At 71.8% G+C, this 16,933-nt stretch carries 14 protein-coding genes and 1 pseudogene; 9 read left to right on the top strand and 6 right to left on the bottom strand.

Going from position 1 to position 16,933, the window contains the following annotated elements:
- The first annotated feature begins 51 nt into the window (after positions 1-51).
- From ACFWYW_RS51915 to ACFWYW_RS51890, 6 genes are read left to right on the top strand one after another with little or no spacing between them, the layout of a single operon-like run.
- Positions 52-1,365 (top strand): glycoside hydrolase family 36 protein, encoded by a 1,314-nt coding sequence (locus tag ACFWYW_RS51915; RefSeq protein ID WP_379619840.1) that lies wholly within the window; start codon positions 52-54, stop codon positions 1,363-1,365.
- A complete protein-coding gene (locus ACFWYW_RS51910) occupies positions 1,362-2,297 on the top strand; it encodes a carbohydrate ABC transporter permease (RefSeq protein ID WP_379619842.1) in 936 nt (311 codons plus the stop codon). The genes ACFWYW_RS51915 and ACFWYW_RS51910 overlap by 4 nt, the downstream gene beginning before the upstream one ends.
- Before the next feature lie 8 nt (positions 2,298-2,305).
- A complete protein-coding gene (locus ACFWYW_RS51905) occupies positions 2,306-3,112 on the top strand; it encodes a carbohydrate ABC transporter permease (protein ID WP_379619844.1) in 807 nt (268 codons plus the stop codon).
- A 17-nt stretch (positions 3,113-3,129) separates the two neighbouring features.
- Positions 3,130-4,446, top strand: coding sequence for an ABC transporter substrate-binding protein (locus ACFWYW_RS51900; RefSeq protein ID WP_379619846.1), 1,317 nt, complete (start codon positions 3,130-3,132; stop codon positions 4,444-4,446).
- A gap of 8 nt (positions 4,447-4,454) precedes the next feature.
- Positions 4,455-5,984: an alkaline phosphatase D family protein gene (locus ACFWYW_RS51895; protein WP_379619848.1), complete on the top strand. Its 1,530-nt coding sequence runs from the start codon at positions 4,455-4,457 to the stop codon at positions 5,982-5,984.
- A 45-nt stretch (positions 5,985-6,029) separates the two neighbouring features.
- Complete coding sequence (locus ACFWYW_RS51890; RefSeq protein WP_379619851.1) at positions 6,030-6,836, top strand: SDR family NAD(P)-dependent oxidoreductase; 807 nt, start codon at positions 6,030-6,032, stop codon at positions 6,834-6,836.
- Here the strand turns inward: ACFWYW_RS51890 and ACFWYW_RS51885 are convergent.
- Together ACFWYW_RS51885 and ACFWYW_RS51880 are read right to left on the bottom strand one after the other, a co-directional pair.
- Positions 6,820-8,394, bottom strand: a complete 1,575-nt coding sequence (locus ACFWYW_RS51885; RefSeq protein ID WP_379619853.1) for an ABC transporter substrate-binding protein — start codon at positions 8,392-8,394, stop codon at positions 6,820-6,822. The genes ACFWYW_RS51890 and ACFWYW_RS51885 overlap by 17 nt on opposite strands.
- Before the next feature lie 90 nt (positions 8,395-8,484).
- Positions 8,485-8,640, bottom strand: a complete 156-nt coding sequence (locus ACFWYW_RS51880) for a hypothetical protein (protein WP_379619855.1) — start codon at positions 8,638-8,640, stop codon at positions 8,485-8,487.
- A gap of 270 nt (positions 8,641-8,910) precedes the next feature.
- Here ACFWYW_RS51880 and ACFWYW_RS51875 point away from each other — a divergent pair, with 270 nt between their 5' ends.
- On the top strand, positions 8,911-9,315 hold the full coding sequence (locus ACFWYW_RS51875) for a hypothetical protein (protein WP_379619857.1): 405 nt from the start codon (positions 8,911-8,913) through the stop codon (positions 9,313-9,315).
- 36 nt (positions 9,316-9,351) lie between these two features.
- Here the strand turns inward: ACFWYW_RS51875 and ACFWYW_RS51870 are convergent, their stop codons facing one another.
- From ACFWYW_RS51870 to ACFWYW_RS51855, 4 genes and pseudogenes are all read right to left on the bottom strand, one after another.
- Complete coding sequence (locus ACFWYW_RS51870; protein ID WP_379619859.1) at positions 9,352-10,494, bottom strand: NAD(P)/FAD-dependent oxidoreductase; 1,143 nt, start codon at positions 10,492-10,494, stop codon at positions 9,352-9,354.
- 67 nt (positions 10,495-10,561) lie between these two features.
- Complete coding sequence (gene sigJ, locus ACFWYW_RS51865) at positions 10,562-11,416, bottom strand: RNA polymerase sigma factor SigJ (RefSeq protein ID WP_379619861.1); 855 nt, start codon at positions 11,414-11,416, stop codon at positions 10,562-10,564.
- A gap of 47 nt (positions 11,417-11,463) precedes the next feature.
- Positions 11,464-12,243, bottom strand: a pseudogene (locus ACFWYW_RS51860) (dipeptidase).
- A 368-nt stretch (positions 12,244-12,611) separates the two neighbouring features.
- Positions 12,612-13,475 (bottom strand): alpha/beta fold hydrolase, encoded by an 864-nt coding sequence (locus tag ACFWYW_RS51855; RefSeq protein ID WP_379619863.1) that lies wholly within the window; start codon positions 13,473-13,475, stop codon positions 12,612-12,614.
- Positions 13,476-13,639: 164 nt separating this feature from the next.
- Here ACFWYW_RS51855 and ACFWYW_RS51850 point away from each other — a divergent pair, with 164 nt between their 5' ends.
- Complete coding sequence (locus tag ACFWYW_RS51850; RefSeq protein ID WP_379619865.1) at positions 13,640-14,101, top strand: pyridoxamine 5'-phosphate oxidase family protein; 462 nt, start codon at positions 13,640-13,642, stop codon at positions 14,099-14,101.
- Positions 14,102-14,204: 103 nt separating this feature from the next.
- Complete coding sequence (locus ACFWYW_RS51845; protein WP_379619867.1) at positions 14,205-16,862, top strand: DUF6493 family protein; 2,658 nt, start codon at positions 14,205-14,207, stop codon at positions 16,860-16,862.
- The last annotated feature ends 71 nt before the right edge of the window (positions 16,863-16,933 follow it).

Below are 16,933 nucleotides of genomic sequence, written 5' to 3'. Positions count from 1 at the left end.
GGTGCTAGTAATGAAGCACTCCTTCGTAAGTAGCGAGAGGAAACAAGCCTGATGCCGTTCGCAGACGTCGGCGAGGTCAGCTGCGACCCCCGGAACGCGCTGGTCTTCGAACACGGCTGGCAGTCGTGGAGCCCGACAGGCGCCTACCGCCTGGACGACCGGCCGCCCCGTGCGGCCGACCCCACGATCCAGACCCTCTGCTACCGCCCCGAGACGCCCGCGCCCGCCGGCGTGTTCCAGGGCGAGGGCCTGCTCGCGATCGACCCCGGCGACGGTGGTCCCGTCGAGTTGTGGTCCGCGCCCGGCCCTCTGCAGGTGCCCTCGATCCGGGCCCGGCGCGAGCACGACCGGCTGGTCGTCTCCGCCGACGGCCCGGTACGGCACAGCCGTACCGCAAAGCCCTTGGCCCAGGCGCTGCGCGACTGGGCAGGCACGATCGCCACCGGGCACGCCCCCGAGTCGTTCCCCGCGGTGCCGCCCATGTGGTGCACCTGGTACGGCTACTGGGACAAGGTCACCGAGGCCGACGTCCTGGAGAACCTGGAGCTGGCCCGCCGGCACCGCGTGGACGCCGACATGTTCCTCATCGACGACGGCTACGAGGCCGGGATCGGCGACTGGCTGGACTTACGACCGGAGTTCGGCTCGCTGGAGCGCGCGGTCGGCGCGATCACCGACGCCGGCAAGCGGGCCGGGATCTGGGTCGCCCCCTTCCTGGCCGGCCACCGCAGCCGGATCTTCCGCGAGCACCCCGACTGGCTGGTCCCCGGGGTGTCGGCCGGGCACATGTGGGACCAGGACCTCGCCGTCCTCGACGTCACCCACCCCGACGCCGCCGCCCACCTGGTCCACGTCTTCGAGCGGCTGGCCGCGATCGGCCTGACCCACTTCAAGCTCGACTACATCTACGCCGGCGCGCTCCCCGGCCGCCGCCACCAGGACGTGGACCCGATCGCCGCCTACCGCAGGGGCCTGGAGCTGATCCGCGAGGGCGCGGGGCCCGGCGCCACCATCCACGGCTGCGGCGCCCCGATGCTGCCCAGCCTCGGCCTGGTCGACATCATGCGGGTCAGCCCCGACATCGCCCCCACGCTGCTGCCGAGGTCCGGCGACATCAGCCAGCCGTCGCAGCTCGGCGCCCGCCTGGCCGGGGCGGCCAGGGAGTTCCTGCACGCCCGCTGGTGGGTCAACGACCCCGACTGCATCCTCGCCAGGCCCGAGATGGAGGCCCGCGAGGACTGGGCCGCCCACATCGCCGCCACCGGCGGGCTGCGCGGCTCCAGCGACCCGATCGCCGCCCTCGACGCGTGGGGGCTGGAGACGACCAGACGCCTGCTGGTCCCGACCAGGACGGATCCGTCGTGACGGCCGACGCGCGGCCCCTGTCGGCGGCGACCGGCCGGCGCCGCCGCGGGAAGGCCCGCCGCCGCTGGCACTCCCTGCACCCCTACGTGTTCGTCGCGCCGAGCCTGTTCGGCGTCGTCGCCTTCCTCCTGCTGCCCGTCCTCATCGTCTTCGGCCTCAGCCTGTTCGACTGGGAACTGCTGTCGGATCCGGTCTTCGTCGGCCTGGACAACTACGTCGCGATGGCGGCCGACGGCACGGTCTGGAGCTCGCTCGGCGTCACCGTCCTGTACGTCCTGCTGTGCATCCCGCTGCAGACGGTGCTCGCGCTGGCGCTGGCGATGCTGGTGAACCAGAAGCTCAAGGGGGTCAAGTTCTTCCGCGCGCTGTTCGTGATCCCCTGGATCGCGACCCCGATGGTGCTCGGCCTGGTCTGGAGCTGGATCTTCGACCCGAGGGACGGCGCGATCAACCGGTTCCTGGAGGTGTTCGGCGTCACCGGGCCCGCCTGGCTGTCGGAGACGTCGCTGGCGCTGCCGGCGGTCGCCCTGGTGAGCGTCTGGCAGAACACCGGCTACAACATGCTGTTCTTCCTCGCCGGGCTGCAGGGGATCCCGCAGGAACTGCACGACGCGTCCTCCGTCGACGGGGCCACGCCGCGCCAGCGCTTCTTCCGGGTGACGCTGCCGCTGCTCAACCCCACGATGTTCTTCGTCATGGTGACCAACATGATCGGCGCCTTCCAGGCCTTCGACACGATCTACTCGATGACGGCGGGCGGGCCCAGCGAGTCCACGACGGTCTTCAACTACAAGATCTTCCACACCGCGTTCAGGGAGTTCGACTTCGGCTACGCGGCCACGCTGTCGATCCTGCTCTTCCTGATCATTCTGCTGGTGACGACGGCGCAGATCCGGTTCTTCAGCAAGCGCACCACCTACGACCTGAGCTGAGGCAGACCGTGAAGCGATTCCTCCTCTACGCCGTCCTCGTCATCGGCGCGTTCGTCTCCGTCTTCCCCTATCTGCTGGTCGTGCTGACCGCCTTCAAGGAGCGCGCCCAGCTCCACACCACCGCGCCGTGGCTGCCCGGCGACCCGATGACGACGGCCAACCTGGAGAAGCTGCTGGGCGGCGACTTCCCCTCCTTCATCCTGAACACGCTGCTCATGACGCTCGCGCTGACGGCCGGGCAACTGGTGTTCACCACGTTCGCCGCCTACGCGTTCGCCAGGCTCCGCTTCCGCGGCAGGGAGGTGCTGTTCTGGATGTTCGTCGCGACCATGATGGTGCCGGTCGCGGTGACGGTCATCCCGCTGTTCCTCATCATGCGTCAGCTCGACCTCATCAACACCTGGGGCGGGCTGCTGGTGCCGTACATCCTCGGCACGCCGTACGGGATCTTCCTCATGCGGCAGTTCTTCCGCGGCCTGCCCGCGGGGCTGGAGGAGGCCGCGCGCATCGACGGCGCGGGGCCTCTGACGATCCTGCTGCGGGTACTGCTGCCGCTGTGCAAGCCCGCGCTGGGCACGCTGGCGATCATCACCGTGATCTCCTCGTGGAACAGCTTCATGTGGCCGCTGATCATCACCAGCGGCGACGAGACCAAGGTCATCACCGTCGCCCTGGCGGCGCTCAAGGTGGGCATCGGGGTCGACTACACGGCGATCATGTCCGGCGGGCTGATCGCGCTGGTCCCCATGGTCGTGATCTTCATCTTCTTCCAGCGTTACATCGTCCGGTCGGTCGTGTTGACCGGGCTGAAGTGAAAGGCGTACCCCCCCCCATGAAATCCCCCCGTCTCCGCCTCGCCCTGGCGGCGCTGACCCTGCTCCCGATCGCCGCCTGCGGCTCCGGAGGATCCTCCGACGCCGGCGGACCGGTGACGCTCACCTACCGCATCTGGGACGAGCAGCAGAAGGTCGGCTACGACAAGGTCATGGCCGCCTTCGAGAAGGCCAACCCGAACATCAAGGTCAAGATCGAGGTCCTGCCCTGGGACGACTACTGGACCAAGCTCACCGCCGACGCGGTCGCGGGCAGCGGCCCGGACGTGTTCTGGATGCAGGTCACCTACTTCCCCGAGTTCGCCACCAAGGGCGTGCTCGCCGACCTCGGCTCGCTCGGGCTGGACACCGCGAAGTACCACCCCAACGTCGTCGCCTCCAACACCTATGAGGGCAAGCTGTACGGCGTGCCCAAGGACTGGGGCATGCCCGGCGTCCTGTACAACAAGGACCTGTTCAAGAAGGCCGGCGTGGAGATGCCGGACAAGCTCACCTGGGCCCCCGACGGCTCCGGCACGCTGCTGGAGCTGGCCAGGAAGCTGACGGTGGACGAGGCCGGCAAGCACCCCGGCGAGAGCGGCTTCAACGCGGCCAAGACCAAGGTGTACGGCTTCGCCTCGGCCAACCACTCGCAGACCCAGTGGATGAACTGGATCGAGTCCAACGGCGGCAAGCTCATCGACAAGCCGTTCGGCAAGTACACCTTCAACGACGACGCCTCGGTGCAGGCGGTGCAGTTCGGCGTGGACCTGGTGAACAAGCACCAGGTCTCGCCGCCCGCGAGCCAGACGAACCCGCCCACCGGCACGGCCGCCGACATGTTCAAGGGCGGCCAGGTCGCCATGTACCCGGCCAACAACGCGCTGCTGCCGTTCGTGGCGCCCGAGGCGGCGTTCGAGATCGGCGTCGCGATGATGCCGGAGGGCCCCAAGGGCCGCTCGGCCAACATCAACGGCCTGGGCGAGGCGGTGTACGCCAAGTCGAAGCACCTGGAGGAGGCCAAGAAGCTCGCCGCCTACCTGGGCACCGAGGAGGCGCAGAAGTCGATGGCCGACCAGGGCTTCGCCTTCCCCGCGCTCAAGGGTGACGCGCTGGCGCAGGGTTACGTCGACTTCTGGAAGAACACGAAGAAGATCGACGTCACGCCGTACCTGGAGGAGTCCAAGGGCACGACGTTCAACATGCCGATCGTGACCGGCTGGACCGGCTTCGAGCAGAAGCTGAACTCCATCTTCAACGAGATCTACCTGGGCCGGCTCCCGGTGAAACAGGGCCTCGACCAGGCCGTCACGGACGGCAACGCGACCATCAAGTAGGAGTCTCCATGATCACCCGGCGATCGTTGTTCGCCGGGGGCGCCGGCGTGGGCCTGACCGCCGCACTGGGGGACTCCCCGGTGCGCGCGGCGGCCCGGCGCGCCCCCTTATCCGATGTCTTCCGGCTGGGCGTCGCCTCGGGCGAGCCCGCGCCCGACGGCGTGGTCCTGTGGACCCGCCTGGCCATGGATCCGCTCGCGCTCGACGGTCTGGGCGGCATGCCGTACCGGCCGGTGCCGGTGTTGTGGCAGGTCGCCAAGGACGAGAACTTCCGGCGGGTGGTGCGCGCGGGAGCCGCGGTGGCCCGCCCGGAGGCGGCGCACAGCGTCCACGTCGAGTTACACGGGCTCGACCCCGGCGCCGACTACTTCTACCGCTTCCGGGCCGGCTCCGAGATCTCGCCGGCCGGCCGGACGGTCACCGCGCCCGCCCCGGGCACCCGTAGCCGGGCGCTGAACCTCTCCTTCACCTCCTGCGCCGACTACCAGACGGGCTGGTTCACCCCCTACAAGCGCATGGCCGAGGACCATCCCGACCTCATCGCCTTCCTCGGCGACTACTTCTACGAGTACGGCGACTACCGCGCCCCGGTGCGCGACCAGGCCGGCGGCGAGTGCCTCGACCTGGCCGGATACCGCCTGCGGCTGGCGCAGCACCGCGCCGACCCCGACCTGCGGGCGGCGCACGCGATCGCGCCCTGGACCGTGGTCTGGGACGACCACGAGGTGGACAACGGCTGGGCGGGCGACGTCCCCGAGCAGCCGGAGCCGCCGTTCCTGCCGCGCCGGGCCGCGGCCTTCCAGGCCTACTACGAGAACATGCCGCTGCGCCGCGCCCAGCGCCCCGACGGCCCGGCGCTGCGTCTGTACCGCAGCATCCGCTGGGGGGCGGTGGCCAACCTGCACCTGCTCGACACCCGCCAGTACCGCGACCTGTACGCCTGCACCGGCCGGTCCGGGACCGTCGGCCCGGAGTGCGCGGAGCGGTTCGCGCCGGAGCGCACCATACTCGGCCCCCGGCAGGAGGCCTGGCTGCAGGGCGAGCTGCGCCGTTCCCGCGCCACCTGGGACCTGCTGGGCCAGCAGGTCTTCATGATGGAGATGGACTGGGTGAACGGCGAGGCCAAGGGCTGGTCCAACGAGGGCTGGGACGGCTACGTCGCCTCGCGGGACCGGCTGGCCGCCGCCATCGAGGACAACCGGCGCAACGGCGTCGTGCTCACCGGCGACGTGCACTCCCACTGGGCGGGCGAGATCAGGCGCGAGTCCAGGCCGGTGGCGGTCGAGCTGGTCACCACGTCGGTGACCTCGGCGGGCGACGGCCTGGACGAGTACCCCAACACCAAGCAGCTCCTGGCGGAGAACCCGCACGTCAAGTTCTTCAACGGCCGGCGCGGCTACGTGCGCGCCAAGGTCACCACGAGCGAGATGCGGGTCGACTTCCGCTCTCTGCCCTACGTCACCCGGCCTGACGCCCCCGCCCACACCTCGGGCTCCTTCGTCATCGAACCCGGCAATCCCACCCTGAACCCGGCATGACCAGGTGGGTTGATTTTTTGTACTCACTCACCTAGCGTCGGGGCCATGATCTCTGTGGTCCTCGTGGCGGGCGCCTCGTCGGGCGTCGGGCTGGAGACCGCGCAGGCGCTGGCCCGTCGCGGTCATCAGGTGTACGGCACCAGCCGCGCGGCGGACCGCGTGGACATCCCGGGCGTGAGCCCGCTCGCCCTGGAGGTCGGCGACGAAGGCTCCGTCCGCGCGTGTGTCGACCACGTCCTCGCCCGGCACGGGCGGCTCGACGCGCTGGTGTACAGCGTGGGCTTCTACGTCGCCGGGGCGGTGGAGGAGACCTCGGACGAACTGGCCCTGGCCCAGCTGGAGGCGTACCTGCTGGGCGCCCATCACCTGGTCCGCGCGGTGCTGCCCGCCATGCGCGAGCGGCGCGCGGGCAGGCTGGTGCTGATGAGCTCCACCGCGGCCGTCGCCGCCATCCCGTTCCACGCGATCTACTCCGCCAGCAAGGCCGCCCTGAACCACTACGCCGAGGCGCTGCGCTACGAGGTCGCGCCGTTCGGGGTGCGGGTGGCCTGCGTCGAGGCCACCAGCGTGCGTACCGGGGCGGCGGCCGCGATGCGCGAGAGCGACCCGATCCCCGGCTACGAACCGGCACGCACCCGGGTCATCGAACGCTTCCGGCGGCTGCAGCTCGACGGCCCGTCACCGGCGCCGGTGGCCGGCGGCATCGTCCGGGCCGTCGAGTCGCGCCGGATGCGCCCCGTCTACCGGGTCGGGGCGCAGGCCCGCATGCTGCCGTGGCTGCGCGCGCTACTCCCCTACCCGGTGTTCCAGCGGCTGTACGGCCGCTTCTTCCACCTCAGCCGCCCTGGGTGAGCCGGATCGAGGTGGGGTCGAACAGCCCGAGGATCAGGCTGAACGTGGCGTTCTTGGTGGCCACCAGCACGGTGGTGTCGGCGACGGGAACCAGGTCGCCGTTCTCGAACAGCGCCGACTCGGCCTCCAGCCACAGCTTGCAACCCTCCTCGCCCGGCTTCAGCGTGGCCTCCTCCACCAGCTTGGTGTAGCGCTCGTTGGCCAGGTGGGCGAAGTTGGCCCCCTTGGGCGCCGCGGGCCCGCTCAGGAAGCCGACGAGCTGCGAGGGCAGGGTGACGCCGATCGGCAACCAGGCCACGTCCCAGTCCTGGGTGGCGTTGAGCGACTCGGCCAGCTTGGTGTCCAGGACGCCGTTGAGCTTGATCTCGACGCCCAGCTTCTTCCACGTGGCGGCCAGGTACTCGGCGGCCGCCTGGATGCCCGCGCCCCTCGTGGTGACGTAGAGGTAGCGCAGCGACAGCCGCTTGCCGTCCTTGACCCGGATCCCGTCGGGGCCCGCCTTCCATCCGGCGACGTCCAGTCCCGCGGCGGAGGCGGCGACGTCGAAGGCGGGCACGTGACCGGCCACGCTGTCGCCCTTGCACGGCCTGGGCTCGGCGACCATGCCGGTGGCCGGCCTGCCGGTGCCGCTGGTGGCGATGCCGCCCAGTTCCTTCAGGTTGACGGCCTGGGTCAGCGCCTTGCGCACGGCCGGGTCCTTGGTGGGCCGGTCGTCGCCCTGGTGGTAGAAGAACTGGTGCTGACCGGCCGACGGCAGCATCTTGCCGATGCCGGGCGCCGCCTCCAGGCGCGTACGGTCGGCGCCGTAGAACGTGGCCCCGTTGATGCTTCCGGCCAGCAGCAGGTTCGCCGCGGTCTGCTCGTTGGGCACGACCTTCAGCACCACCTTGTCCGGCAGCCCCTTCGACGTGGCCCCGTTCGGGCCCCAGGCGTAGTCCTTGCGGACCTCGAAGGTGTAGGAGTCGCCGGGCGCGGCCGACTTCAGCACGTACGGGCCCGTACCGGAGGTGGCACGGGCGATGGACGCGCGGTCCTTCACACCCTTGCCGCAGACGATGAACAGGCTCTCGGCGCTCTGCAGGATGAAGGAGAACGGCTTGGGCGTCGACAGCGTCACCGTCCCGGCGGCGTCGTCGGCCACGGCCTTCATCCCGACCGGCAGCAGGACGCCGTAGATGGGCGACTTGGTGGCCGGGTCGGCGATGTGGTTGACGTTCTGCGCGACGTCGGCCGGGGTGAGCTTGGAGCCGTCGGAGCAGGTGACGTCCTTGCGCAGGGTGAAGGTCACCGAGTCCGGCTTGACCTCCCACTTCTCCGCGAGACCGGGCACGATGGTCCCGTCGTCGGTGCTGGCGACGAGGGTGTCGTAGGCGACCGACAGCACCAGGTTCGTGGCGCCGAGCACGCCGGTGGCCGGATCGAGCACACCGGGGTCGGCGGACAGGGCGTAGGTGAACGTGCCGCCCGCGACCGGACCACCGGCGGGGGCCTGCGTGCCCCCGCCACCGCACGCGGCCGTGACCAGAGCCAGGGCGGCGAGCACCGCTGCTTTCTTCATGCACGAACAGTGGTACCTGCCCGCCGCCGCATCTTCGTGCCACCCGACGAAACTCCGCCGTCCCCTCGTGCCACACACCCGAGCCGCCGGTCAGAACTTCCGGTCAGCCCAGTACGGGTCCAGCGCACGATCCTGCCAGGGCAGGCCGATCAGACGCACCACGTGCGACAGATGCTCGGGCGCGCCGGAAGCCCGCAGCCGCGCGGGGGCGTGCCGCACCAGCCACGCGATCAGCTCACCGCTCAACGCTTCCTCGTCGTCCAGGTAGGTGGTCCACGGGAGGCCCTCCCATGCCGCTGTCCATTGGCGCCGGACTGCTCGGGGAAGCTCTGGTCATCCAGTTCAGATCGCGTACGGCCGGCGTCCCGTACGCGCAGCGGGAATCCACCCGGCGGCCCCTCTGGATCTCTACACTGAGGCCGCCCCTTCATCCGCGACCCCCGACCCAGCGAAGCAAGGGGTTGGACGGGCCATCCCGTCGCCACACGAGAACCGATCACCCAAAAGGAGATTGGAATGCGTAAGTCGTACAAAATCGCACTACCGGCCCTGCTGGCGGCCGGCCTGCTCACGGCACCGGGCGCGCTCACCTCCGCCGCCTCCGCCGCCTCCGCCGCCTCCGCCGCTTCCGCCTCGACGACTCAGTCGGCGAGCGCGATGGCCCTGACCCTCGACAGCGCCGGCTGCGAGGCCATCGCCCGGCGCTTCCTCTGCGAGGTCCACTTCAGCGGCGCGGTCGCGCCGGTCGCCATCCGCTGGTTCGTCAACGGCAACGCCATCCCGTCCTTCGACAACCGCTCCTTCGTGGGCATCGGCTGCCAGCCCACGTTCCGGTACGACATCCGCGCCGTGATCTCCGACGGTTCCGGCGCGTCCGTCCAGTTCCACACCACGCCCACCTGCCGCTCGGGCACCCCATAACCCCGGTGCGGCGGGCCGCCGCACCGGGGTGGAAGGTCAGGCCGCCTCCTCCTCCCGGGGGAAGAAGGGGAGGGCCTCGTAGACCTGGTCGGCGGCGGCGAGGATCAGCCCGGCGTCGTCGACCGGCGGGTGGATGTACTCGTTGATCCGCCGCTTGACCTCCGCGCCCGCGGCGCCCGAGGCCATCACCTTGCGGTCCCAGCCCCGGGTGAACACCCCGCCGGCCCCGCCCAGGTCCAGGCACGTCACATAGGGAGCCGGCGTGAAGTCGCGCGGCGGCCGGCCGAGCAGGTCGGCCGCCGCGTTGTACCCGGCGACCTTGCCGAGCGGGACGGCGTGCTGGCAGGCCTGCATGACCGTGTGCCCGGCGTCGAACGGCGCCGCGGCCGTGTCACCGGCGGCGAACACCTCGGGCAGCGCGCGCAGCTCGCGGTCCACCGGCACCCGGCCGAGGTGGTCGAGTTCGCCGGAGACCTGCCGGGTGAGCTCGCTGGCGCGCAGCCCGACGGACCAGACCACCGCGTCCGCCGCGACCTTGGTCCCGTCGGACAGCAGCGCGTACCCGTCGCCGACCTCCGTCACCGTGGTCGCGAGCCGGCGTTCCACGCCCAGTTCGTCCAGCGCCGCCTCGATGTGCGCGCGCGGGCCGGGGCCGAGCTGGTGCCCGACCACCTCCGACCGGTCCACCAGCAGCACCCTGCCGCGCGCGGCCAGCGCGGTCGCCGCCTCCAGCCCGACGAAACCGGCGCCGGCGACCACGACCGAGTAGTCCTCGATCCCCCGCAGATGATCGGTCAGCCGCCGGGCGCCGTCCAGGGTGTCGATGTCGAAGAGCCGTTCCGCGCCCGGTAGGTCCCGGGGCCGCACGAGCTTGCTGCCCGCCGCCAGCACCAGGCGGTCGTAGCCGATCTCCACGCCGTCGGCCACCACGACGCGGCGGCCGGTGTCGATCGTGCGCACCGTGGCCCGCACGTGCTCGACCCCGATCGGCCCGAGAACCCTGCTCAGCTCCACCTTGGCCAGGTCCGGCTCCGGCTCGTACAGGCGCGGCCGCAGCACCAGGTGCTCGTTCGGCGCGATGAGCGTGATGCGCAGGTCCGCGTCCGCGCGGGCCAGCGCCGCTCCCGCCGCGCTCCACACGCCCGCGAAGCCACCTCCGATGATCACAACGTGAGCCATCGTCCCGTCCTCTCTCAGCTTTCACCCCCGGGAACGGGGGTTTCGGCAGGGAGACAAGACGGCGGGTTCAGATGTGACCGAGGTGGGCGAGTTTTTCGGGATTGGCCAGTCTCCTGAACGCCGTGATCCGCCCGCCGGCGACCTCCACGGTGTCGACCCAGACCAGTTTCCCGCCCACGTAGGTGGCCATGGCCGGCCCGCCGTTCACCTCGATGATCCGGTACGCGTCGGGGCGCAGGATCTCGATCGTGCGCACGGCCAGCATGGCGATGAGCTCGGCGCCCTGGAGCGGCCTGCGGGCCGCGGTCACCTTGCCGCCGCCGTCGCCGACGTAGACGGCCTCGGGGTCCAGCAGTTCGATGAGCCCGGCCATGTCCCCCGCGTCGGCGGCCGCCTTGAACGCCTTGAGCACCCGCTCGACCTCGGCCTTGGACGCCCGGGGCGGCTCCTCGGCCGCGGCGACCCGCGCCCTGGCGCGGGAGGCGAGCTTACGGCTGGCGGCGGCCGTGTTCCCGAGCACGCCGGCGACCTGGTCGAAGGGGAAGTCGAAGACGTCGTGCAGCACCAGCGCGACCCGTTCTGCGGGGGTGAGCGTCTCCATGACCACCAGCATCGCGGTGCCCACCGACTCGTCGACCAGCACCTGGGCGGCGGCGTCGGGGCCGGTGAGCAGCGGTTCCGGCAGCCAGGGGCCCACGTAGGACTCGCGCCGGACCCGCGCCGACTTCAACACGTTGTACGACGTCCTGGCGGACACGGTCACCAGCCAGGCCCGCAGATCCCGCACCTCGGACAGGTCCGCGGCGGCGGCGCGCAGCCAGACCTCCTGCGTCACGTCCTCGGCCTCGGCGACGGTGCCGAGGATCCGGTAAGCCGCCCCAAAGATCGCGGGGCGATGCTCGTGCCAGTCCGCCTCCACCATCCCGGCCTCCTCGAATCGGTGAGCGGCCTCCGATTCTAGGCAAGGGCTCAGCCGTTCACCGCTTCGAACACCCGCAGGAAGTTCTCGCCCAGGATGCCGCGGATCTGCTCGTCCCCGTAGCCGCGCGAGACCAGCCCGCGCGTGATGTTGACCATGTCCCGGTAGTCGCGGAACCCGGCCAGGGTCTGCGTCACGTCGATCGCGTGCTCCTCACGGAAGCCGAACTCCTCCAGCTTGCCGGAGAACGCGCGGTGCTGGACGTGGTGCGGAAGCGCCATCGGCCAGTCCGTGCCGATCGCCACGTGCTGCCAGCCCACCAGCTCGGCCACGTAGTCCATGTGGTCGAGCACCAGCTCGATCGAGGCGCCGGTGTCGCCGGGCGGCGCGAGGAAGAACGGCACGACGTACACGCCGATCACCCCGCCGGAGGCGGCGATCGCCCGGATCTACTCATCGCTCTTGGCGCGATCGTGCGGGAAGAGCGCCGCCGCCGAGGTGTGCGAGGCGATCACCGGTGCGGCCGAGGCCGCGCAGGCGTCCAGTGTCGTCTGCCTGCCGGAGTGGGCGGTGTCGACGATGACGCCGACCTCGTTGCAGCGGCGCACGAACTCCAGGCCGAACCGGCTCAGCCCGGCGTCGTAACGCTCGGTGCACCCCGTCCCGATGTAGGTCATCACGTTGTACGCGCAGTCGGCGATGTGCAGCACGCCCATGTCGTGGGCCAGGTCGATGACCCGCCGTATCCACGGGAACGTCTCCAGCTGCCGGCCGAGGAAGTCGCCGTAGTCCCGCAGCGACTCCTTGTCCTTCAGCAGGCAGCCGCCCATGTTGTTGATGATCCCCGACTGTCCGACCAGCTCACGGAAGCCGGGCAGCGTGCCGGAGGTGATGCGGCCGGCGATGTAGCGGAACGCCTGCCACAGGTCGTCCGAGCCCCGGGCGTCGATGTCGTCGATCATCTCCCGGGTCCAGGCGTCCGGCGAGTACGGCCCCTGGTACAGCAGGTCGCAGATGATGCTGTCGCGGTGCAGGCGGGCGGCACGCTCCTCCTGCTCGGCGGTCAGGCCGAAGTCGAACGTGCCGTAGCTCACCCGCGGCGTCATGGGATGATCCTCCATACCGGCCGACTGTAGGCGCCCGGCCTCGGGCGCCGATATCAGCAGGTGTCGGACAATCGCCCCCACCGGCTCGACGCTCAGCCGTTGAGGACCTCGCGCAGCTTGCGGGCGAAGGCCTCCGGCTGCCCGGCGTAGCCGAACTCGCCGCCGAGGAAGCCGCCGTGGTGGCTGGGGAAGACCGTGACCTCCTGGCCGAGCAGTTCGGCCGTCGCCACCGCGGTGCGTCCGGTGAAGACGTCCGCCGACTCCTCCCCCACGGCGACCACGATTCGCGTAGGGGCCGCGGTGAGCGCGCCGGTGTCGGGCCGGTAGCTGCTGACCGCCCAGGACCGGTCGGACAGCAGCGGGTCGTCGCGCGTGCCGTCGTCCCCGGCCGGCATCCCGAACGCGGCCGGATCCGGCGCGGGCTGGGCGAAGTAGTCGTCGGTGAACTCGCCCTTCCACCCGGTCATCACCATGAAGGCCGCCATCCCGGCGCCCCAGCCGTTCTTCTCGTACGCCTCGCGCACGCCGGCCCTGGCGCGCTCGGCCGCCTCGGCGTCGGGCAGCACCGGGATGAGCGGCGGCTCGTGCGCCACCAGCGTGACGACGTCGCCGGGGTAGGCGGCCACGAGCGCGAGCGCGGTCACCGCGCCGCCGCTGCTGCCGAACATGTCGACCGGGCCCGCGCCGAGGGCCTCGATGATGGCGTGCACGTCGGCGGCCTGCGTGGTGGGCGTGTGGTCGTCCCGGCCGTCCTTGCGGGTGCTGCGGCCGAGCCCGCGCGGGTCGTAGGTGATCACCGTGCGCTCGGCCGAGTGCTCCGCCAGCGAGCTGAAGCCGCTGGCGTCCATGGGCTGGCCGATCAGGAACAGCGGCGGGCGTCCGTCGGCAGTGGGCAGCGGGCCGTGGACGTCGTAGACGAGGTCGACCTCGGGAGTCGTGAGCGTGTGCGTGGTCATGACGATGTAGACCCCTTCCGCGTCGGTAACTCATCGGACCCTACTCCGGCACTCTGACGAACTCGTGAAGGGCACGCGTACGTGCCCGGGTCGTGGAGTGCGCGGGTACGTGCGCCCGGCTCGCGCAGGACGCGGTCACGTGCGCCCGCGCTACCCTGACCTCTGTGAATCCTCCAGCCCGTGACCCCGGCCGGCGCATCCGCGACACCCTGGACCGGCTCGACCGCGACGTCGACGCCTGGTTCGCGACCGCCGATGCGGCCGGCCTGCCGTACCTGATGCCGCTGTCGTTCCTGTGGGACGGCGAGGCGATGCTCGTCTCCACGGCCAGGACGAACCCGACGGCCAGGTACATGGAGGCCACCGGCAGGGTCAGGGTGGCGCTCGGGACCACGCGCGACGTCGTCCTGATCCACGGCGAGCTCCGCGAGGTGATCCCGTCCGCCGAGCTGCCGGCCGAGGTCGGCGACGCGTTCGCCGCCAAGGCCGGTTTCGACCCGCGCAAGCAGGGCGCCTCCTACCCCTACTACCGCATCGTCCCGCTCCAGGTGCAGGCCTGGCGCGAGGTGAACGAGCTGGCCGAGCGCGACATCATGCGCGACGGCGCCTGGATCGACGTGCCGTAGAGCGAGGATTGTCGGGGACGGCGGTTATGGTCCCGGCCATGATCGCTTGTTTGGGACGGGCCGCGGTGACGGCCCGCAACGCGCCGGCGGACGGGGCGCCCGCATGAACCCCTGGCGGGAGGTCCTCGACCGCATCGAGGCGGGCGAGGACGAGGAGCTGGCGAGGTTCCTGGACGGGCTGAACGACCTGGGGCGGCGCGCGGTCGCCGTGCAGCTGCCCGCCCACCTGGCCGAGGAGCTGCGCGGCGGGGTGGAGGCGCGCTGGGAGATCGAGGGCCTGGCGCCCGGGTACCGGCTGGCGGGCGCGGCCTGCTTCACCGGCGCCCGGCAGGTCGCCGCCTGGCTGAACCGCAGGGAACTGCGCCGCCCCGTCAACGCCGAGCGCGACGCGCGCCGCATCATGTCCGTGCTACGCGGCCGTGGCGTGGAGTGGCGTCGTGAGCTGGCCTTACGGCTGGCGGACGGGCTGCGCCCGCAGACCGGCAGGTCACGGCGGGACGACGACGGAATGCCCGGCTGGGATCTGACCGCCGCCCTGGTGGCCGACACGGGCATCGAGCCGCCGGACGGCGACGCCTTCGTGGCCGGCTGGGTGTGGCGGCTGGTGCTGCGGCGGCGCTGGAACCGTGGCGGACTCGACGGCGATCCGCTGCTCGTTTCCATGGTGCCGCGCCTGTTCACGGCGCAGGGCGTGGCCGGTCCGCTGGCGCTGGACGAGCGGTGGAACTCGGGGCTGAGCATTCTGGCCGAGCTGGCCGTACTGGCCGACGAGGGCAAGGTGGCGCGTGCGGCGCTGGTCGGCGGCTGCGCGGGACGGTTCCTGGCCGATGGGCCGGCCGAGGAGATCGCCCCGTTCGTCCGGCTCTGGCGGTTGCTGGCACCGGAGCCGGACGAGCTGCCCGTTGTCGACTTCGTCCGCCTGCTGCCGCGGGCGTCGCCGCCGCTGGCGCAGCTCGCGCTGGAGGAGCTCGGGCGGGCGGAGGACGCGGGGCTGCTGGACGACGACCTGTTCGCCGAGGCCGTGGGGGCGCTGGCGTACCGGCAGGAGAAGAAGTTCGTGCTGGCCGCCGTGCGGTGGCTGGCGCGCGCGCCCGCGCCGAGGGGCGGCTGCGCGGTGCGGGCGCTGGCTCCGGTGTTCGAGGTGAACACCCCAGCGCTGCGTGAGCGCGCGGTACGGCTCGCGCTCACGCTGGCCCCGCACGCCGACGATAACGCCGGGGAGGCGATCCGCGCGGCCGCCGCCCTGCTGCCCCCCGCCCTGCGCGAGCAGGTGAGCGCCGCCTATGGCACGAGCCCCGGCGCGGAGCCCGAGCCACGACTCGCCTCCGAGCCGCGCACGAGCGAGTCGCCGCCCGTCGCCGCCGTCCCGCGCGAGAGTGAGCTGCCCGCCCTCGCGCCGCCGATCGACGCGCCGGGCGAGGTGGTCGTGGCGTTGCGGGAGCTCGCCCGGCCGGAGGAGCCGCACGCGTGCGAGCGGGTGCTGGCCGGGCTGGTCGAGCTGGCCCACCGTGACCGCGACGCGCTGGCGGCGGCGCTGCGGCCGGCGTGGTGGCGGCATCTGCCGGTGGTGTCCGGCTCCGGCCCCGATGTGTTCGACCACTTCCTCACTCACCACCGCGGGGTGCACACGCTGCTGACCCGATGCGCGCTGGCGCTGGTCGATCCGGAGCGGAGCCGGAAGGTGAGCGCGGCGGCGGCCGAGCCGGGCGGCTACCACGCCGACCACGCCTGGCCGCCCCAGATCCTCCTGCGCCGCCGCCTGGAGGAGGTGATCGCGCTCTTCGAACGCGGGCGGAGCGTTCCCGCGCTGCTCGCCACCCCGACCGAACCCACCGGCCACGTCGCCGCCGCGACCCTGGTGGAGCGAATGGAGGCGCTCGGGAACGGCGAGCCGTTGCCCGCCGACTTCGAGCAGGCGCTGCTGCGGCTGCCCCGCCACACCGGCCCCGAGTCGCTGACGCGAGCGGAGAGGCTGCCGACGGAGGCGGGGCGGACACTCGCCACCTGGCTGCGTGCGGGCGGGTGGCCGGACCCCGCCGTGACCTGGCAACTGCACGAGGATCACACCTGGACCGGCCGGCTACGCCCCACGATCACACCGCCCGCGCGCCTGCCCGGATGGCTGGCGGAGTTGTGGCTGCTCAAGCCCGGCCACGTCTACCTCTCCTACCCGCCCGACGCCGCGTGGTGGCCGATGATCATGCCGTCGCACCGCGAGATCGTGGCCACCGCCCTCGTGCGCTGCATGCCCCTTCTCTCCGAGGCCAACGACGTCAGGATGGACGCCCTGGCGACCCTGGCCCATGGCGAAGGCCCGGTGGGCCAGGCCACCGCCCTCGCGATCGCCGCCGGTCTCGGGCACCGGCGCGACACGGGACGCGCGGCGGCGCTCGGCGCGGCCCGCACGCTGGCCGCCCGCGGGCAGCTCCCCGCCCGCGACCTGGGCTGGGCTCTGGCGAAGCTGCTCCGGCACCGGCTCGTCCCGCTCAAGCGGATCACCGGCTCGCTCGGCGAACTGACCGAGACCGGCGCGCACACCGAGGTGTGGCACACGCTCGCCGTGGCCCTCCCGCCGCTGCTGCCCGGCCCCGGCGAACGACCGCGCGCCGGGCTGGGCGAACTGCTGGGCGTCGGCGTACGGGCGGCCGCGCTCGCGGGCACGCGGGCCGAGATCACCGGACTGGCCGAGATGGCCGCGCGCAAGGGCTCGAGCCTCGTCCTGTACGAGGCCCGCCGCCTGCACGAGACCATCTCCGCGTGACCCGTGCCGGGGGCCGCGGGCCAGCGGGCCCCCGCCCCCCCCGGTCAGATAACAGTGGCTTATAAAAAAAA

It is taken from the genome of Nonomuraea sp. NPDC059023, assembly GCF_042740095.1.
In the GTDB taxonomy this organism is placed as follows: Bacteria; Actinomycetota; Actinomycetes; order Streptosporangiales; family Streptosporangiaceae; genus Nonomuraea.
This window is presented reverse-complemented; position numbering and strand designations above follow the sequence as displayed.